Source organism: Vibrio sp. 10N.247.310.98, assembly GCF_041467395.1.
GTDB lineage: Bacteria > Pseudomonadota > Gammaproteobacteria > Enterobacterales > Vibrionaceae > Vibrio > Vibrio crassostreae_C.
The window spans coordinates 7,795-24,881 of sequence record NZ_JBFSUL010000074.1 but is presented as its reverse complement, the minus strand read 5'-3'; the positions used below and the strand labels follow the sequence as shown (position 1 = coordinate 24,881).

Below are 17,087 nucleotides of genomic sequence, written 5' to 3'. Positions count from 1 at the left end.
ACTCAGGCCTTGAAAGCCGCTTAACAGAAATGTCCAACTTTACGGGGTCACTTCACTTAGGCAAGCTTTTTTGTTCCTAAACCTTTACATACTAAGCATTTTTATAGACTTAGCATTTTCAGCTTGTCGAAGTAATCAGGGAATGTCTTTGACGTACAACCTGGATCATTAATCGTCACAGGCGTATCGCTCAAGGCAACCAGCGAGAAACACATCGCCATACGGTGATCATCGTAAGTATCAATCGCCGCATGAGTCAGTTCAGCCACAGGGTTAACAATAATGTAATCTTCACCCTCTTCCACTTCAGCGCCGACTTTGCGTAGCTCTGTTGCCATTGCAGCCAAGCGATCTGTCTCTTTCACACGCCAGTTGTAGACATTACGGATTGCCGTTGTGCCTTTCGCAAACAATGCGGTTGTCGCGATAGTCATCGCAGCATCTGGGATATGGTTATAGTCCATATCAATGCCTTTCAGCTCGCCACAACGAGAAATAACGTAGTCGTCACCCCATTCGATTTCCGCACCCATTTTCTCAAGCGCATCAGCGAATTGGATATCACCTTGGATACTGTTTTTACCAATACCAGTGACCTTAATCTCACCACCTTTGATAGCAGCGGCTGCAAGGAAATATGACGCAGATGATGCATCACCTTCAACCAAGAAATCACCCGGTGCCGAGTAAGATTGCCCGGTAGGAATCACAAACTCTTGGTAATCATTATTGATCACGTCCACACCAAATTGCTTCATGATGTGCAGCGTAATATCGATGTAAGGTTTAGAAACCAATTCACCGTCAATTTTAATGGTCACTTCACCTTCAGCTAAAGGCGCAGCCATCAAAAATGCCGTCAAAAATTGACTAGAGATCGAACCGTCGATAGAAACCGTACCGCTCTTCAAACCGGTACCTGTGATCTTCAATGGCGGGTAGTTTTCGTTCTCTAAATATTCAACGTCGGCACCGGCTTCTCGTAGTGCTGTTACTAAGTGGCCAATTGGGCGCTCTTTCATGCGAGGCTCACCAGTAAGAACGTATTCACCGCGACCTAAACATAGTGCAGCCGCCAACGGACGCATCGCCGTACCCGCATTACCTAAGAAAAGCTCTAGGGCTTTGTCACTTGAAAATGCACCACCAACACCTGTCACTTCACAAACGGTTTTGTCTGCAGACAACTGATAATCAACACCTAACTGAGTCAATGCATTCAACATATGACGAATATCATCACTGTCTAGCAAGTTTGTTAGGCGAGTGGTTCCCGTAGAAAGTGCAGCCAAAAGAAGTGCACGGTTGGAAACGCTTTTTGAACCAGGTAGGTTAACTTCCCCGTTCACTTTTTGAATTGGTTGTAACGTAAGGCTTTCCATTAAATCTTATAGTCCTTGTACCACCCGAAGTCACTGGTGCGTATTTATTTTCGGGTGATGAATAATTCTTCGTACTTGCAGACTAACGAACTTTTCCAACGAACTCCAGAGCTAATCCGGCCCAAACCGGTGATTAATTAGCCAATCAATCGTATTTGTATACTAGTACACGAGATCAACTCGAACACCATCTGAAAAATAGAGAATTCGTACATCATCGCCTCGGTTGAACAGCATCGAGTTATCGACATCTTGGATAATGTTGACCAACTTGTCGTCTTTGGTTTTGACCAATAACTCGACCAGTTTGTACTCTACTTTATATTGTGTGTTACCTCGGTTACGAGCAATACCCGCACCTGCTACTGCACCTACAGCTGTCGCCACTTCTTTACCAGTGCCGCCGCCAAACTGGTTACCAATCAAGCCACCAATCGCCGCACCTAACAAGGTTTCCCAACCATTCGCTTTCGACTCAACGATCTCTTGCTGAGTGATGTATCTGACCGTATCAATCTCACCATAAACCACCTCGTTTACTGGTCGAGCTTGGTTTCTGTTGTAAGCTGCATTTGCCAACATGGGCAAAACAAGTAAAATCCAAAGCAACTTCTTCATGGTAAAACTCCTAAAGACCTCTTGGTCAGTGATTAATCTGCAATGCGGTACTTATGACTATATACCTAACCGAACTTGATACTACTAGTATAGAGTTTCCTTCGCCTTTCGACGCGCTTGATGACCCCAACGGTCTGCTCGCCTTCGGTGGTGATTTATCACCAATGCGAATTTTAAACGCTTATAGCCAAGGTATATTTCCATGGTATGGCCCAGGTGAGCCTATACTTTGGTGGAGCCCTGCACCGCGAGCGGTATTTAATCCTAAGACATTCGAACCGTCAAAAAGTCTTAAAAAGTTTCAAAGAAAGCACAATTACCGAGTCAGCATCAACCAAGCGACGGACAGAGTAATTGGTTATTGCTCTTCACTAAGACCCGAAGAAGAAACCTGGCTAAACAGCGACATGCAGTCAGCCTACCGCAAACTCGCTTCATTAGGTTTCTGCCACTCGGTTGAGGTTTGGCAAGATGATGAACTGATCGGTGGACTTTACGGCTTACAAAGAGGCCAAGTCTTTTGCGGTGAATCGATGTTCAGCCTAAAGACCAATGCCTCTAAAATTGCGCTGTGGTACTTTTGTAAACACTTTACCCGATTCGGCGGACAACTGATTGATTGCCAAGTCATGAACCCTCACTTGGAATCCTTAGGCGCTATCGAGGTTGATAGGGATGAATTCCTAGGCTCTCTGCAATTACTCAAAGAGTTCTCCGTTGACGATGCATGCTTTAAAACCCAATGGCTAAAGGAAATGCCTTAATGAATCCAGATTTACAACAAATCAGAATTGGATTAACAGACAATCACGCTTGCAGCTACTTACCTCACTTCGAAGAGAGAGTGGCGGTCACGCTTGACGAACACATGCACACCTCAGATAACTATGAAGTTCTGCTTGCGAATGGATTTCGCCGCAGTGGTTCAACCATTTATAAGCCACATTGCGATAATTGCTCAGCATGCCAAGCGATTCGGCTTTCAATTCCTAAGGTTAAGCTTTCCAAAAGCCAACGACGGATCCTTAACAAAGGAAAATCACTACGTTGGGAACTGAAAGATGAGATGGATGACAACTGGTTTGACTTATACAGTCGCTATATCACCGCTCGTCACCGTTCGGGAACCATGTACCCACCCAAGAAAGAAGAGTTTCTACAATTCTCTAAAAATGAGTGGCTTACTACAAAGTTCATGCACATCTATGATGAGAACAAGTTGGTTGGTATCGCCGTAACCGACATCATGGCTCACTGTACGAGCGCGTTTTATACCTTCTTCGCTCCTGATATAGACATTTCGATGGGAACACTTGGCGTTCTATTTCAGATCCAACATGCCCAGAAAGAACAAAAACAATGGTTATATTTGGGTTATCAAATCGATGAATGCCCTGCGATGAACTATAAAGTACGATTTCAACGTCATCAAAGGCTAGTAAATCAGCGGTGGCAAGGGTAGAATACGCGACAACTTTACATATTTTGATTTTAACGGCACAATCAAGCCGTTGAAAACCGCCAAATTTCGAAAGAGGATTAGATGGCTAAAGAAGACGTAATCGAGATGCAAGGCACTGTCCTTGATACTCTACCAAACACAATGTTCCGTGTTGAGCTTGAAAACGGTCACGTAGTGACAGCACACATCTCTGGTAAAATGCGTAAGAACTACATCCGTATTCTTACTGGTGATAAAGTAACTGTTGAGATGACTCCATACGACCTTTCTAAAGGCCGCATCGTCTTCCGTGCTCGTTAATTTTTAATTAGCGAATACAATAAGAAGCGGAGCTTAAGGCTCCGTTTTTTATTGCCTGAGCTTTTTACTACACAAGCACATCAATCTCGCATCTCGCATCTCGCATCTCGCATCTCGCATCTCGCATCTCGCATCTCGCAAGCATAAAAAAACGCACAACCTAAGTCATGCGTTTTATATTTAAGCCTTTGATTTATCAATCACTTCGTTAGTGCATGACCTCTTCTTTAGCACCAACATAGATGAAATCCAATTCGTCTTTTTTCAGGGATACTTTAACCGTACCGCCATCAACCAAGCTACCGAACAGTAACTCGTTAGCAAGTGGTTTCTTAAGCTTCTCTTGAATCACACGTCCCATTGGACGAGCACCCATGGTCTTGTCATAGCCTTTATCAGCTAACCAGTGACGAGCATCCTCAGAAACCTCTAAAGACACGCCACGAGCGTCCAGTTGAACCTGAAGCTCGACAATGAACTTATCAACTACTTGGCTAATCACACTTGGGTCAAGGCTGTTGAACCAAATGATATTATCAAGACGGTTACGGAACTCAGGAGTAAATACCTTCTTGATTTCGCCCATCGCATCTGGCGCATGATCTTGTTGGATCAGGCCGATCGATTTCTTCTCGGTTTCAGCCACACCTGCGTTGGTCGTCATCACTAGAATCACATTGCGGAAGTCCGCTTTGCGACCATTGTTGTCAGTTAGCGTGCCGTTATCCATTACCTGCAGTAGCAAGTTAAAGATATCTGGGTGAGCTTTCTCGATTTCATCCAGTAACACAACAGAGTGCGGGTTCTTGATTACGGCATCCGTTAGCAAACCACCTTGGTCGTAACCAACATAACCAGGAGGCGCACCAATCAAGCGGCTCACTGAGTGTCGCTCACCGTACTCAGACATATCAAAGCGCAGAAGCTCAATACCCATCAACTTAGACAGCTGAACAGTCACCTCTGTTTTACCGACACCAGTAGGACCAGCAAACAAGAATGAACCAACAGGTTTATTGTCTGCACCCAATCCAGCACGGGTCAGCTTAATTGCTTCACTCAATACATCGATTGCAGGGTCTTGTCCGAATACCAACATTTTCATGCGCTCATCCAGTTTCTGGAGTGTATCTTTGTCTGAAGACGATACTGACTTTTCAGGAATACGCGCCATTTTCGCAACCATTGACTCAATATCAGCCACGCTTACCGTTTTCTTACGACGGCTTGCAGGTGCCAAACGACTACGAGCGCCCGCTTCATCGATTACGTCAATGGCCTTATCAGGAAGGTGGCGTTCATTAATGTATTTAGCTGACAGTTCCACAGCGGCACGCAACGCTTTGTTGGTGTAGCGCACTTCGTGGTGAGCTTCGTATTTTGGCTTCAAGCCAATCAGGATCTTGGTCGTATCGTCTAGCGATGGTTCAATAATATCTATTTTCTGGAAGCGACGAGCTAAAGCACGCTCCTTCTCAAAAATACTGCTGTACTCTTGGTACGTTGTTGAACCGATGCAACGTAATTTGCCACTGCTTAGTAGTGGTTTAATTAAGTTTGCCGCATCAACCTGACCACCCGATGCAGCCCCGGCACCGATAATGGTGTGGATCTCATCGATGAACAGAATCGCGTCTTCTTCTTTCTCCAGTTGCTTAAGAATCGCTTTAAAACGTTTCTCAAAGTCACCACGATATTTGGTTCCGGCTAACAGTGAACCGATATCTAGAGAATAAATTACGCTGCTCTGAATGATTTCAGGCACTTGTCCTTCAACGATGCGCCATGCAAGACCTTCCGCGATGGCAGTTTTACCTACCCCCGCTTCACCCACTAACAGAGGGTTGTTCTTACGACGACGACACAGAACTTGGATAGTGCGTTCTAGCTCTTTGTCACGACCGATTAGTGGGTCAATATTGCCCTGCTTTGCGACTTCGTTAAGGTTAGTAGCAAAATTTTCTAAACGGTCTTCAGAGTTAGCTTCTTCAGCATTTTCTGCACCACCAAATGAATCGGATGATGAAGGACTGTCGCCTTCGTTGCTGGCTTTGGTAATACCGTGTGAGATGAAGTTAACAATATCTAAGCGACTAATGTCGTTTTTCTTAAGAAGATATGCCGCGTGAGATTCTTGCTCACTAAAAATAGCCACAAGTACGTTAGCACCTGTTACTTCGCTGCGACCTGAAGATTGAACATGAAAAACAGCGCGTTGAAGTACTCGTTGAAAGCTCAACGTAGGCTGAGTTTCGCGAGTTTCATCGCTTTCAGGGATAAGTGGGGTCGTTTGATCGATAAAAATATCGAGCTCATTGCGAAGAGCATCGAGATCAGCCTGACAAGCTTGGAGCGCTTCCTTGGCCGCATCATTTTCTAATAATGCTAGTAGGAGGTGTTCAACAGTCATGAATTCATGTCGCTTGTCTCGCGCACGAGCAAATGCGCCATTTAAACTCGTCTCTAATTCTTTATTTAGCATAAGTACCTCCTAAGGGAACAACAGTGTTGTTCGAGCAATTTATACTTGCTCCATTGTACATAGTAGCGGATGCTCATTTTCCTTTGAGTACATCGTGACCTGCGCTACCTTTGTTTCCGCTATTTCAGCACTGTATGTGCCGCATATAGCTTTACCTTCATAATGAACCTTGAGCATCACTTCCGTTGCTTTTTCGATATCTAGTGAGAAGAATCGCTCTAGGATCTCGATTACAAAGTCCATGGGCGTGTAGTCATCGTTATTCAACACAACGTTATACATCGCCGGTGGCTTTACTTTTGTTGCTTCTTTCTCCAGTAAATCTGAGCCTGGAGATGCCCATTCAAAGTTTCTGCTCATATCGCTTTGCTAAGGGTTATTTTTCGGAAGTCGTGAGTGTTTACCTAACTCAAATTTACCACATTCACGCTTTACCGTGTACTAAGAAACTGCACCTAGAAACAGTACCAAAAAATATTCCTCTATACTGAGCCTAATCCACCATTTCCATCGCTGCAAATAAAAGATCTCGATTAACAAGATTAACATATGTGATTGATTAAAAAGACGCCATAACTATTGATACTAACGATAAGATTACCGCTAAGTTACTATTTAGTTAATAGTTTGCGGTTAATCTCGAATGTGATTTGTTATTAAAATTGATCACTTTTATACCAATTTACTATTGACTGTGCTCAATCATTAGCTACATTGGAGCTAAAAGGTTTTTTAATACACTTTTGCAACATGAATTAAAATCAGTAACACGCTTCAAAAATTAACAATAAGGAATAATTACGCAGGGTAGCGTTAATTTCCGTAAGCAATGTACGAGATTCAAGCTATTAGCTGAAATTCTTTAGCTGGTAGGAATGATATCAATCGCACTTACAACAATTGATATAACAACGTTAGTAACAAAATGCATGAGGGATGTATAGCATGGCTACAGGTACAGTAAAATGGTTTAACAATGCCAAAGGGTTTGGCTTTATTTGTCCAGAAGGTGAAGACGGCGATATTTTCGCGCACTACTCCACAATACAAATGGAAGGTTATCGAACCTTAAAGGCTGGTCAGCAGGTCGACTATGAAGTAGAAAGTGGACCTAAAGGCTCGCATGCTAGCTCCGTTGTTCCTGTAGAAGGCAGCGCCGCAAAATAGGCGAATGCAAACTCATGTTAACCTCCATCAATCGTCATTAACGGCTGACAGGTAAACAGAATATTGAAACCGCTCATTTAATACCTGTAACACAGGATTACGTGAGCGGTTTTTTTCGTTTTGGGGGCTCTAAAGTTGCTCACTGGACAATGAGCTCGAAGAGCTACTCCCCTTAAGCTAGGTCTTAAGAAGTATTAGACAGAAAAAAGACGCTTTAACATTATCGTTAAAGCGTCTTTCGTTTTGACTTTATCTATAACTTAGCTATCAGCCTAAGCAACTCGTTAGCAAATCACGTTCATGAGTGACTAACGATGAGTCCAATCACTATGCATCAATAAACGCGTTTAGCGTTGAGCTTGGGCGCATTAGTGTTGAAACCAATGCATCGTCAAGTAGGTAGTAACCACCTAAGTCGCCAGCCACACCTTGAGCGTTGTTCAGCTCTGCAACGATCGCTTCTTCACTTTCAGCCAGTTGACTTGCCACACCTGCAAACTCAGCAGCAAGATCAGCGTCAGCCGTTTGCTCAGCAAGCGCCTTAGCCCAGTATGCCGCTAGATAGTAGTGGCTACCACGGTTATCAAGCTCACCTACTCGACGTGAAGGAGACTTGTTGTTATCAAGGAACTCACCCGTCGCTTTATCAAGCGCATCAGCTAGAACTTGTGCTTTAGCGTTACCTGTTACTACGCTCAGGTGCTCTAGAGATGCCGCTAGTGCCAAGAATTCACCTAGAGAATCCCAACGCAGGTGGTTTTCTTTCTCTACTTGTTGAACATGTTTAGGAGCAGAGCCGCCAGCACCTGTTTCAAACAGACCACCACCGTTCATTAGTGGAACAATCGATAGCATCTTAGCTGATGTACCAAGCTCTAAAATCGGGAACAAGTCAGTTAGGTAATCACGTAATACGTTACCAGTAACCGAAATAGTATCTAGGCCTTCTTTGATACGAACCAGTGAGTATTGAGTCGCTTCAAGTGGAGCAAGGATCTTAATTTCAAGACCATCGGTATCGTATTCAGGAAGGTATGCTTCAACTTTCTTGATAAGCTGAGCATCATGTGCGCGTGACGCATCTAGCCAAAATACCGCTGGAACACCCGATGCACGAGCACGCGTTACCGCAAGCTTAACCCAGTCTTGGATTGGTGCATCTTTAACCTGACACATACGGAAGATATCGCCTTCCTCTACGTCTTGCTCAAGAAGCACAGCGCCTGAAGCGTCAACAACTTGAACCTGACCAGCAGCTTCAAGGATGAAAGTCTTATCATGAGAACCGTACTCTTCCGCTTTTTGAGCCATCAAGCCAACGTTTGGTACGCTACCCATCGTTGTTGGATCGAACGCGCCGTTCTCTTTACAGAAATCAATAACCGCTTGGTAAATGCTCGCGTAGCTACGATCTGGGATCATTGCTTTGGTATCTTTTTGCTTACCTTCTGGATCCCACATTTGACCAGAAGAACGCAGCATTGCAGGCATAGATGCATCCACAATGATATCGCTTGGTACGTGTAGGTTAGTAATGCCACGGTCCGAATCAACCATCGCTAGTGGTGGCTGAGTCTCGTATACCGCTTGCAGGTCAGCTTCGATTGCTTCTTTCTGCTCTTGAGGAAGCGCATCAATCTTCGCGTAGACATCACCGATGCCGTTATTTACATCAACGCCTAGCTCTTCAAACAGCTGACCGTGTTTAGCAAATACGTCTTTGTAGTAAACCTTAACCGCGTGACCAAAGATCACTGGGTCAGATACTTTCATCATCGTCGCTTTCAAGTGAAGAGAAAGCAGTACACCTTGCTCTTTAGCCGATGCGATTTCTTTTTCGAAGAATGCAACCAAAGCGGCCTTATTCATCACTGACGCATCAATGATCTCTTTATCTTGCAGTGCAAAAGCTGGCTTCAATGTTTTCTTCGCACCATCTTTGCCAACGAATTCAATGCTAACTTCTGTAGCACCTTCAATGGTTACTGACTTTTCGCTACCGAAGAAGTCTTTGTCGTCCATACTTGAAACGTGCGACTTAGAATCTGCAGACCAAGCACCCATTGAGTGTGGGTTCTTCTTCGCGTAGTTTTTAACAGAAAGTGGAGCGCGGCGATCCGAGTTACCTTCACGCAATACTGGATTTACTGCACTGCCTTTGATTTTGTCGTAAGTCGCTTTTACTGCTTTCTCTTCGTCAGTGTTTGCTTCTTCTGGGTAATTAGGAAGTGCGTAACCTTTTGACTGTAGCTCTTTGATTGTTGCTTGAAGCTGAGGTACAGATGCAGAGATGTTTGGAAGTTTGATAATGTTTGCTTCTGGTGTCTTAGCCAATTCACCTAGTTCTGCTAATGCATCACCAATACGTTGCTCTTCGTTCAAATAGTCAGGGAAGTTGGCAATAATACGCCCTGCAAGTGAAATGTCGCGAGTATCAACGTTAATACCAGAAGAAGCTGTAAAAGATTGAATGATAGGCAGCAGAGAGTATGTTGCTAGCGCCGGAGCTTCGTCTGTAATGGTATAGATGATCGTTGGTTTTTCAGTAGGCATGAAATTTCCCTATAGTTCTTACAAGCTCATTTAAAGTAGTGAGCGTGTTATAAATTGACCAGTAAGCCACTCTAAGAGTGAAAACTGCTTACTCGATAGTCGTACTCTATCTTATTTTTCATACAATCTTGATGACAGCATGAACCAAATCCGTGAGTGCGTTGTTATAATAAAACACGAAGGTATAATTAAACAAATCAGGCTTAAGAGTCCATCAACTTGTTCTATTTTGTGTCTTTTAGGCGCGCAAATGATAGCTCAATTCCGTTTCAGTGAAAACTTTTCAGCACACTTCGTTTACATTTTTGCAAGGTAGTTAACATGTCTACTCGCTCACGCAGCGCATCTCGTTCAGACAAACCGGCTCGTTCTGGTGCAACATTAAAACAAAGCGGTAATAGACAAAGCCGAAGCAGTGATAAGAATAACACTGGCAATTCGCACAACAAATCTCACTCAAGCAAGCACCGATATAAAGGCAAGCCTACCAATGCAAAACCTAAGGTTGCGCTCGAAGATCGCAAAGTAATTCTGTTCAACAAGCCTTTCGATACTCTAAGCCAATTTACAGATGGCGAAGGGAGAAAAACGCTAGCGGACTTTATTCCAGTGAAAGACGTTTATGCTGCAGGTCGCCTTGACCGCGACAGCGAAGGGTTAATGGTCTTGACCAACGATGGTATTTTTCAAGCTAAGCTAACTCAACCAAACTCAAAATCCCCAAAGACTTACTGGGTACAGGTTGAAGGCGCACCTTCTGAGGAAGATTTAGATAAATTGAGAAAAGGTGTCGAACTAAAAGACGGCATGACACTGCCCGCTCAGGTTGAGGTGATGTCTGAACCTGTTGTGTGGGATAGAAATCCTCCAGTACGCTTCAGAGCCGCGATACCGACAACATGGTTGGCTATTACAATCATTGAAGGACGTAACCGTCAGGTAAGACGAATGACAGCCAATATCGGCTTCCCTACCCTGCGTCTTATCCGTTACTCAATGGGTAATATGAATGTGGGGCAGCTGCAGCCTGGTGAGTGGAAAGAGATTTAACTCATAGCAATATATTAAAGCGAGATTTACGTCTCGCTTTTTTGTACGTGAAGATTGATTACTTTTGGTCAATTAACCATTTTTGGAATGCTTTACGCTCTTCTTCATTTGCTCTTGAATACCATAGCTTAAGTTGAAGCGTATTTTCAGACTCTTGCACAGTACTGTCGCCAGCTACCGTTGCTCCAACTACTGCACCAGTTTGTACCGCCGCTAGCTCTTCTTTCAACGAACGAATCTTGCCTGAATCAAAAACTAAGCCTCTTTCTTGGTTGTAGTCTTTAACCAACTGAGGGATATCGCTGTAAGGCAGTGCACCTTGAGATGGAGGCAAAACTTCTTGCACGACTTCTGCATCATCACCGTTTACAAAGATACTGAATATAGGAAGTTCTCTGTCTACATTTTTTTCGATTTTAGCGTACTTTCTACTTAGAAGATCAATATCAACATCAGCATTTTCGGGAACATTAACTACCATAATGTAAGGAACTGTACTGATAAACTCGCGTTTGCCTTTATCGCTCAAATACCCTGTGTAATCTAAAACGAGTTGGTTTTCACCTGAGGTGAATACAGCGTCTTCCACACTTTCAACAACCTCACCGTTCAAAGTATTTAGCGAAATACCAGAAGCCAAATCAAGAGCAGCCGTTGCGTATGGTGCAGAGAATAGACAGACAAAACTCAAATACCACTTGTTCATGTACGATTCCTTAATCAATAAATGTAAAAAAGCCAGCTAATAGCTGGCTTTTGTATAGCATAGTTAACTACAGATTAGAATGTGTAGTAAACACCAGCGATAACGCCGTCAGCATCTAGAGTTTGTGATGCGTATTCGAAATCAGCAGTTTGGTATTCAGCTAGGAATAGGATGTTGTCACGGAATGCGTAATCAACACCAACAACTAGGTTAGTAGAGTCGATATCAGAGATCTTAGAAGTACCCGCTGCTGTAGCGATTTCGTCAGTTGTTGCTACAGAGTATGTAGCGTATAGACGAACAGCGTCGATTTGGTAAGCAGCTGCGATACCCATAGTTTCACCGTTGCCGTAAGAATCAGCAGCGATGTCAGATAGGTCCCAGTAACCGTAACCTTGGTTGCCTTCAAACTGTGCGTAAGTAAGCGCTAAGTAAAAACCACCAAATTCAGCAGAAGCAGAAACACCAGCAAGAGAGTAATCTACATCTTTAGCAGCGTCACCAGTGATGTAAGAAGCACCGATAGAGAAGTTGCTGAATGCGTAATCTGCAGAGATACCGTAAGTGTTGTCAACGTCTTCAGTAGAATCAGTGTTAACGTCAGCTACGATGGTGAAACCTTCAACGAATTGACCTTTGAATACAGCGCCGTGGCCAGAAGACTCGCGGTGGTGACCACCAGTAGAGCCCATGTAGTTACCTTCGTTTGTGATATCATCTTTCTGGATAGCGTCAGCAGATTCTGCTAGGTCGCCAGTTTCACCGAAAGCCATACCCCAAGTGTCAGTTTTAAAACCAGCTAGAACGTCATCGAACTTAGCGTTGCTGCCGTCAGTTTCGATTTCGAAAGATGCGAATGCTGTGAACTGGTCGTTAAGCTTCTGCTCAGCGTCTAGTTGAATTTTAGCCCAAGTAGAAACGTCAGCTTCGTTTTTAACTGTTTTAGTTAGAGTCTCGTCTACTTCAGATTGTTGTAGGTAGATATCTACCTCGCCTTTTAGGCCAACTTTAGTATCGTCGTTAGAGTAAATTTCTGCTGCGTTTACAGAAGTTGCTGTAGCTGCGATAGCTAGCGCTAATAGAGTCTTTTTCATAATAAATCCACTGCCTTTTCTAAGAATGGGAGATCCTTGCCCGGTTCCCTTTTATTTTTATGACTGGTCATTACCACTCTTTGTTGGTTAATCACCGTCACTAAATTTCGAGGTCTAGATTGCAAAAGATTATCCTGCGTGTCAAATAAACTAAAAACAAACCTAAAAAAAACACAAAGCAATCAAAATCAACCACTTACATTTTTTTTCATAGTTTTACGAGCAGCTTATCCTTAGTTTTATCAGGAAATATAATAATCCAAAAAAAGAACAAAACAGCATTTAACACCACAAACAACTTGTAAAAACGCCACATCTCAGGATTTAACACCTACAAGCAAGTCTTTTTTAATATTTATATTTCGCAACATAAATAAAATAGTTAAGTTCCTGATGGTTCAGTTTTTTTTTGTGAACAAGATCTACCTTTGATTCAAAAGCAAGCTATTTCACCGTAAATGTACCGACTAGTGATATGTGCTACTATCCTCGCTCCGTTACGTAGGTCACAGTATGCTAACTACTAAAATTCAAAAATCTATTCGCACCAGTTATCAAAACCTCCAAGATCAGTTGGACAACTTTGTACCTCGACGTGCTCAAAATTACCTTGTTGCAGAAATAGCGAAGACACTTTGTGGTCAATACCACAAAAGTAATCGCATGATTGTTGCAGAAGCGGGAACCGGGATCGGGAAATCACTGGCTTATTTAATGGCAACTATTCCTGTCGCTGTGCTCAATAACCGAAAAATAGTCATATCAACGGCGACGGTTGCGCTACAAGAACAGCTCGTCAATAAAGATCTCCCTCTATATAGAAGACTGACTGATCGAGAGTTTTCTTTCATATTAGCGAAGGGCAGACAGCGTTATTGTTGTTCCGAAAAGCTAGCCGCTGCCTGCGGGGTTGATGGCGGACAAATGGCCATGTTCGAATCTAAGCCAAAGAAGAAGGATATCGACCAACTTCAAACCATGTATCGTAGCCTAACCCAAGGTAAATGGGATGGTGACCGTGATTCGTGGCCAAAACCCATCGACAACATGATTTGGCAGATGATTGTCAGCGATAAGCACAGCTGTAACAACAGTATGCCTACGCATAGAGACTGCCCTTTCCAGAAAGCTCGCTCAGAGCTAGATAAAGCAGACGTGATTATCGCCAATCACAGTTTAGTGATGGCTGATGCAGACTTAGGCGGCGGCGTGATACTGCCTGAACCAGAAAATAGCATCTATATATTCGATGAAGCTCACCATTTACCGCATGTAGCCAGAGATCACTCTTCTGCGGCTGCGAGCTTAAAAGGCGCAGCATCGTGGTTGGAGCGTTTGAATCAATCAATCACTAAGCTTTCAGGCCTCGCTGACGAGAAACGTGTCCATCGATTTCGAAATGAGCTGCAAGACTCAGTGCAACAGCTGATCCCTACCCTGACTCAAATGAGTAAACAGTTTGACGCTAACCACTTTGAAGACGGCTTGTATCGCTTCGAACATGGCGACTTACCTGAGTGGCTTGAGAATGAATCAAAAGACCTCAAGCAACTCACACAAAAGGCGAGCCAAGCAGTTGCGAAGATTGCAGACCTGATTGCGGAACGAGTTAAAGACGGCGAGCTTTCAGCAAAGCTTGCAGAGCCGGCACTGGCAGAAATTGGCTTCTATATACAAAGAACAGAGAACCTTGCTCAAGTTTGGCGCTTAATGGCTGAACCGAAGAGAGAAAAAGGTGCTCCTTTGGCTCGTTGGCTCGAACTTAACAAAGAAAGCGAAGGCGATTTCGTTGTGAATGTTTCGCCACTAGAGGTAGGTTGGCAACTGGATCAACAAATCTGGAGCCGCTGTGTGGGTGCCGTATTAGTATCTGCGACCATGAGGGCGCTCAACTCTTTCAGCTTTTTCTGTCATCAAGCAGGTATCAGCCAAAAAGCAGAAGATGGCGTACAATTTTTGGCTTTGGCATCACCGTTTGATTACCAGAATCAAGCTGAGCTGATCGTTCCGGCAATGAAGTACGAACCACAAGCACCTCAGTTTACCGAATATCTTATTGAAATTTTGCCTAAGGTAATAGAAGACAAAAAAGCCAATCTCGTTCTATTCTCTTCTTACTGGCAAATGAACAAAGTTGCAGAGGCTTTAACAACAGATTTCGTTAAAAAGTCGTGGGCATTGCAGGTTCAAGGCGATACTTCACGAACTGAAATTCTAAAAAAACATAAAAAGCTAATAGACCAAGGTAAAACCAGCGTTCTTTTTGGAACTGGCAGCTTTTCTGAAGGTCTTGATCTACCGGGTGAGCTTCTTGAAAACCTCGTTATTACCAAGATTCCTTTTGGTGTTCCTACCTCTCCCGTAGAGCAAGCACATTCAGAATATATTGAATCACGCGGTGGTAACCCTTTTATGCAGATTACTGTTCCAGATGCGAGTAAAAAGCTTATTCAATCTGTGGGTAGACTACTGCGTAAGGAAAGAGATTCTGGTAAAGTCACGATCCTTGATAGACGCATAGTAACGAAGCGATACGGAAAGTCCCTACTCGATTCACTACCGCCTTTTAAAAGAACAATAAAATACTAATATCCCCTGCCCTTGAGGTAGTTATGGGCCTTCATCGCTAGGCCCTTGCATTCACAACCCAACATGACTAATCCATAGATTTTTCATGTGGCTGCCCTATCAGCCGATAACGAGAACACTAGCTATTTATGGAAATGATTGAGCCAACCATGTTGGTCATACTTGCTCTGGTTGCATTTGCAGCAGGCTTTATTGATGCTGTCGCAGGTGGCGGAGGGATGTTAACCGTTCCAGCTTTACTGTCACTTGGTTTACCGCCACACATCGCATTGGGTACTAACAAGCTTGCAGCAACCTTCGCTTCATCTACAGCTGCATTCACTTACTACCGTAAAAAGCTGTTCAAGCCTGAGTGTTGGGTCAATGCATTCATATCTACTTTAATAGGTGCGACCATCGGCACACTCACTGTTGATGCCATTAGCACCGAGTGGTTAGAGAAGGTATTGCCGTTAGTCATTCTTGCCGCAGCGGTCTATACCATTTTTCATAAGACTCCAGATGTGAGCCATAATGTGTCTCCTAAGCCATGCCCTGTGCTTAAGAGAAAACAAAAGTACCAAGGATTCATTCTTGGCTTTTATGATGGGGTTGCTGGCCCAGGAACTGGCGCGTTTTGGACGGTAAGCTCTATGGCGCTTTATCGCTTAAACATCTTACTTGCCTCTGGTCTATCCAAAGCCATGAACTTTACCAGTAACTTTACCTCTTTGGTGACCTTCGCGATTCTTGGTCATATTGATTGGGTTCTAGGTTTAACCATGGGCCTTTGTTTGATGGCCGGTGCATTTGTTGGCGCTCACTCTGCTATTCGGTTCGGTGCTACATTTATAAGACCTGTGTTTGTTACAGTTGTAAGCGTACTTGCAATTAAACTGGCATACGAAGCTTGGTTTGTGAACTTATAGGCAGTAGCCAACGGGAAGTGAAATGAATCAATTTTCAAAGCTAAAAAGTGTTATTGATACCTTGATTGGCCATTGCTCGCAGGTTGACAAATCTCGAGGGGCTTATCATCAAGCCTTGTTTGACCGAGCCTTATTTAAATGCGGCGCCTCTGTTTTGCTTCCCTATGCACTTGAAACTCAGGCAACGTACCGCACCATTGTACGTGAACAAACCTCAAATCAACTGACCGCGTCCAGAGCCAACTACCTGACAGAAAAGCTGACCAATCAGATTGCAGCAATCCAAAGAGAGTTAGCCAACCACGATTTACGCTTGGACCGAAAAAGCAAGTCAGGGAAAACCCTGAACGACCTATACAACGAACTCGCCCAGCACCAAGACTGGCAAAAGCGATTGGTCGATTTAGTACGAGTACGAAAGTTAACGTTTGATTCTGCGCCTCGCCACAGTAAGAAAAAAGCGGAAGAGGCTTGGCAGTTAGCAAAAGAGCGATTAGAACGCTGTGAAGACTCAATGAAAAATATTGAGAGACTGATTAACTTAGAGAACCCTAAGCGAAATGAACACTGATAACACACCATCACCACTGGATAACGCACCAGAAGAAGTTAAGTTAGCTGTCGACCTGATCTATCTGCTCGAAAGCAACGAAATCGATCCAAAAGTCGCGTTAGAAGCAATCAAAATTGTCCAGCAAGATTTACAAGCCAAACTAGCATCTAGCATCTAGCATCTAGCATCTAGCATCTAGCATCTAGCATCTAGCATCTAGCAT

Annotated in this window: 16 protein-coding genes; 9 read left to right on the top strand and 7 right to left on the bottom strand. The window is 43.7% G+C overall.

What is annotated here, in order from left to right; translation table 11 throughout:
- Positions 1 to 101: 101 nt before the first annotated feature.
- Positions 102 to 1,382 carry a 3-phosphoshikimate 1-carboxyvinyltransferase gene (aroA, locus tag AB6E78_RS20715; protein ID WP_017062105.1) on the bottom strand — a complete coding sequence of 427 codons (1,281 nt, stop codon included), beginning with the start codon at positions 1,380 to 1,382 and terminating at the stop codon, positions 102 to 104.
- A 162-nt stretch (positions 1,383 to 1,544) separates the two neighbouring features.
- Positions 1,545 to 2,000, bottom strand: a complete 456-nt coding sequence (locus tag AB6E78_RS20710; RefSeq protein WP_004736438.1) for a glycine zipper 2TM domain-containing protein — start codon at positions 1,998 to 2,000, stop codon at positions 1,545 to 1,547.
- Positions 2,001 to 2,053: 53 nt separating this feature from the next.
- Between AB6E78_RS20710 and aat the strand changes: the two genes are divergently transcribed.
- From aat to infA, 3 genes are all read left to right on the top strand, one after another.
- On the top strand, positions 2,054 to 2,764 hold the full coding sequence (aat, locus tag AB6E78_RS20705) for a leucyl/phenylalanyl-tRNA--protein transferase (RefSeq protein ID WP_017063504.1): 711 nt from the start codon (positions 2,054 to 2,056) through the stop codon (positions 2,762 to 2,764).
- On the top strand, positions 2,764 to 3,462 hold the full coding sequence (locus AB6E78_RS20700; protein ID WP_372112220.1) for an arginyltransferase: 699 nt from the start codon (positions 2,764 to 2,766) through the stop codon (positions 3,460 to 3,462). Before aat ends, AB6E78_RS20700 begins: the two co-directional genes overlap by 1 nt.
- 81 nt (positions 3,463 to 3,543) lie before the next feature.
- Positions 3,544 to 3,762, top strand: a complete 219-nt coding sequence (infA, locus tag AB6E78_RS20695) for a translation initiation factor IF-1 (protein ID WP_001040192.1) — start codon at positions 3,544 to 3,546, stop codon at positions 3,760 to 3,762.
- A 208-nt stretch (positions 3,763 to 3,970) separates the two neighbouring features.
- Here infA and clpA read toward each other — a convergent pair whose 3' ends face one another.
- Together clpA and clpS are read right to left on the bottom strand one after the other, a co-directional pair.
- Positions 3,971 to 6,244 (bottom strand): ATP-dependent Clp protease ATP-binding subunit ClpA, encoded by a 2,274-nt coding sequence (clpA, locus tag AB6E78_RS20690; RefSeq protein WP_017062108.1) that lies wholly within the window; start codon positions 6,242 to 6,244, stop codon positions 3,971 to 3,973.
- 39 nt (positions 6,245 to 6,283) lie between these two features.
- Positions 6,284 to 6,604 (bottom strand): ATP-dependent Clp protease adapter ClpS, encoded by a 321-nt coding sequence (clpS, locus tag AB6E78_RS20685; protein ID WP_004737430.1) that lies wholly within the window; start codon positions 6,602 to 6,604, stop codon positions 6,284 to 6,286.
- A 585-nt stretch (positions 6,605 to 7,189) separates the two neighbouring features.
- On the opposite strand from clpS, the gene cspD reads away from it, so the two are divergent.
- On the top strand, positions 7,190 to 7,411 hold the full coding sequence (gene cspD, locus AB6E78_RS20680) for a cold shock domain-containing protein CspD (RefSeq protein WP_004736548.1): 222 nt from the start codon (positions 7,190 to 7,192) through the stop codon (positions 7,409 to 7,411).
- A 327-nt stretch (positions 7,412 to 7,738) separates the two neighbouring features.
- Here the strand turns inward: cspD and AB6E78_RS20675 are convergent, their stop codons facing one another.
- Positions 7,739 to 9,964, bottom strand: a complete 2,226-nt coding sequence (locus AB6E78_RS20675) for an NADP-dependent isocitrate dehydrogenase (protein WP_017067848.1) — start codon at positions 9,962 to 9,964, stop codon at positions 7,739 to 7,741.
- A 321-nt stretch (positions 9,965 to 10,285) separates the two neighbouring features.
- Here AB6E78_RS20675 and AB6E78_RS20670 point away from each other — a divergent pair, with 321 nt between their 5' ends.
- Positions 10,286 to 11,014: a pseudouridine synthase gene (locus AB6E78_RS20670; protein WP_136973574.1), complete on the top strand. Its 729-nt coding sequence runs from the start codon at positions 10,286 to 10,288 to the stop codon at positions 11,012 to 11,014.
- Between the two features lie 58 nt (positions 11,015 to 11,072).
- Here the strand turns inward: AB6E78_RS20670 and AB6E78_RS20665 are convergent, their stop codons facing one another.
- Both AB6E78_RS20665 and AB6E78_RS20660 read right to left on the bottom strand, forming a co-directional pair.
- The gene (locus AB6E78_RS20665; RefSeq protein WP_372134137.1) at positions 11,073 to 11,720 is read right to left on the bottom strand and encodes a DUF2057 family protein; all 648 of its coding nucleotides are present in this window, start codon (positions 11,718 to 11,720) and stop codon (positions 11,073 to 11,075) included.
- A 74-nt stretch (positions 11,721 to 11,794) separates the two neighbouring features.
- A complete protein-coding gene (locus AB6E78_RS20660; protein WP_017070022.1) occupies positions 11,795 to 12,814 on the bottom strand; it encodes a porin in 1,020 nt (339 codons plus the stop codon).
- Between the two features lie 513 nt (positions 12,815 to 13,327).
- Here AB6E78_RS20660 and dinG point away from each other — a divergent pair.
- From dinG to rsmS, 4 genes are all read left to right on the top strand, one after another.
- Complete coding sequence (gene dinG, locus AB6E78_RS20655; RefSeq protein WP_136978344.1) at positions 13,328 to 15,403, top strand: ATP-dependent DNA helicase DinG; 2,076 nt, start codon at positions 13,328 to 13,330, stop codon at positions 15,401 to 15,403.
- Positions 15,404 to 15,531: 128 nt separating this feature from the next.
- Positions 15,532 to 16,311, top strand: a complete 780-nt coding sequence (locus AB6E78_RS20650; protein WP_017062114.1) for a TSUP family transporter — start codon at positions 15,532 to 15,534, stop codon at positions 16,309 to 16,311.
- A gap of 22 nt (positions 16,312 to 16,333) precedes the next feature.
- Positions 16,334 to 16,882 carry a primosomal replication protein gene (locus tag AB6E78_RS20645; protein WP_017062115.1) on the top strand — a complete coding sequence of 183 codons (549 nt, stop codon included), beginning with the start codon at positions 16,334 to 16,336 and terminating at the stop codon, positions 16,880 to 16,882.
- The gene (gene rsmS / locus AB6E78_RS20640; protein ID WP_017055021.1) at positions 16,872 to 17,042 is read left to right on the top strand and encodes a pleiotropic regulatory protein RsmS; all 171 of its coding nucleotides are present in this window, start codon (positions 16,872 to 16,874) and stop codon (positions 17,040 to 17,042) included. Before AB6E78_RS20645 ends, rsmS begins: the two co-directional genes overlap by 11 nt.
- Positions 17,043 to 17,087: the final 45 nt, after the last annotated feature.

Bases quoted from the DNA above. Each gene is read 5' to 3' on its own strand.
- aroA (WP_017062105.1), bottom strand. From the start codon at position 1,382: ATGGAAAGCCTTACGTTACAACCAATTCAAAAAGTGAACGGGGAAGTT.
- AB6E78_RS20710 (WP_004736438.1), bottom strand. From the start codon at position 2,000: ATGAAGAAGTTGCTTTGGATTTTACTTGTTTTGCCCATGTTGGCAAAT.
- aat (WP_017063504.1), top strand. From the start codon at position 2,054: ATGACTATATACCTAACCGAACTTGATACTACTAGTATAGAGTTTCCT.
- AB6E78_RS20700 (WP_372112220.1), top strand. From the start codon at position 2,764: ATGAATCCAGATTTACAACAAATCAGAATTGGATTAACAGACAATCAC.
- infA (WP_001040192.1), top strand. From the start codon at position 3,544: ATGGCTAAAGAAGACGTAATCGAGATGCAAGGCACTGTCCTTGATACT.
- clpA (WP_017062108.1), bottom strand. From the start codon at position 6,244: ATGCTAAATAAAGAATTAGAGACGAGTTTAAATGGCGCATTTGCTCGT.
- clpS (WP_004737430.1), bottom strand. From the start codon at position 6,604: ATGAGCAGAAACTTTGAATGGGCATCTCCAGGCTCAGATTTACTGGAG.
- cspD (WP_004736548.1), top strand. From the start codon at position 7,190: ATGGCTACAGGTACAGTAAAATGGTTTAACAATGCCAAAGGGTTTGGC.
- AB6E78_RS20675 (WP_017067848.1), bottom strand. From the start codon at position 9,964: ATGCCTACTGAAAAACCAACGATCATCTATACCATTACAGACGAAGCT.
- AB6E78_RS20670 (WP_136973574.1), top strand. From the start codon at position 10,286: ATGTCTACTCGCTCACGCAGCGCATCTCGTTCAGACAAACCGGCTCGT.
- AB6E78_RS20665 (WP_372134137.1), bottom strand. From the start codon at position 11,720: ATGAACAAGTGGTATTTGAGTTTTGTCTGTCTATTCTCTGCACCATAC.
- AB6E78_RS20660 (WP_017070022.1), bottom strand. From the start codon at position 12,814: ATGAAAAAGACTCTATTAGCGCTAGCTATCGCAGCTACAGCAACTTCT.
- dinG (WP_136978344.1), top strand. From the start codon at position 13,328: ATGCTAACTACTAAAATTCAAAAATCTATTCGCACCAGTTATCAAAAC.
- AB6E78_RS20650 (WP_017062114.1), top strand. From the start codon at position 15,532: ATGGAAATGATTGAGCCAACCATGTTGGTCATACTTGCTCTGGTTGCA.
- AB6E78_RS20645 (WP_017062115.1), top strand. From the start codon at position 16,334: ATGAATCAATTTTCAAAGCTAAAAAGTGTTATTGATACCTTGATTGGC.
- rsmS (WP_017055021.1), top strand. From the start codon at position 16,872: ATGAACACTGATAACACACCATCACCACTGGATAACGCACCAGAAGAA.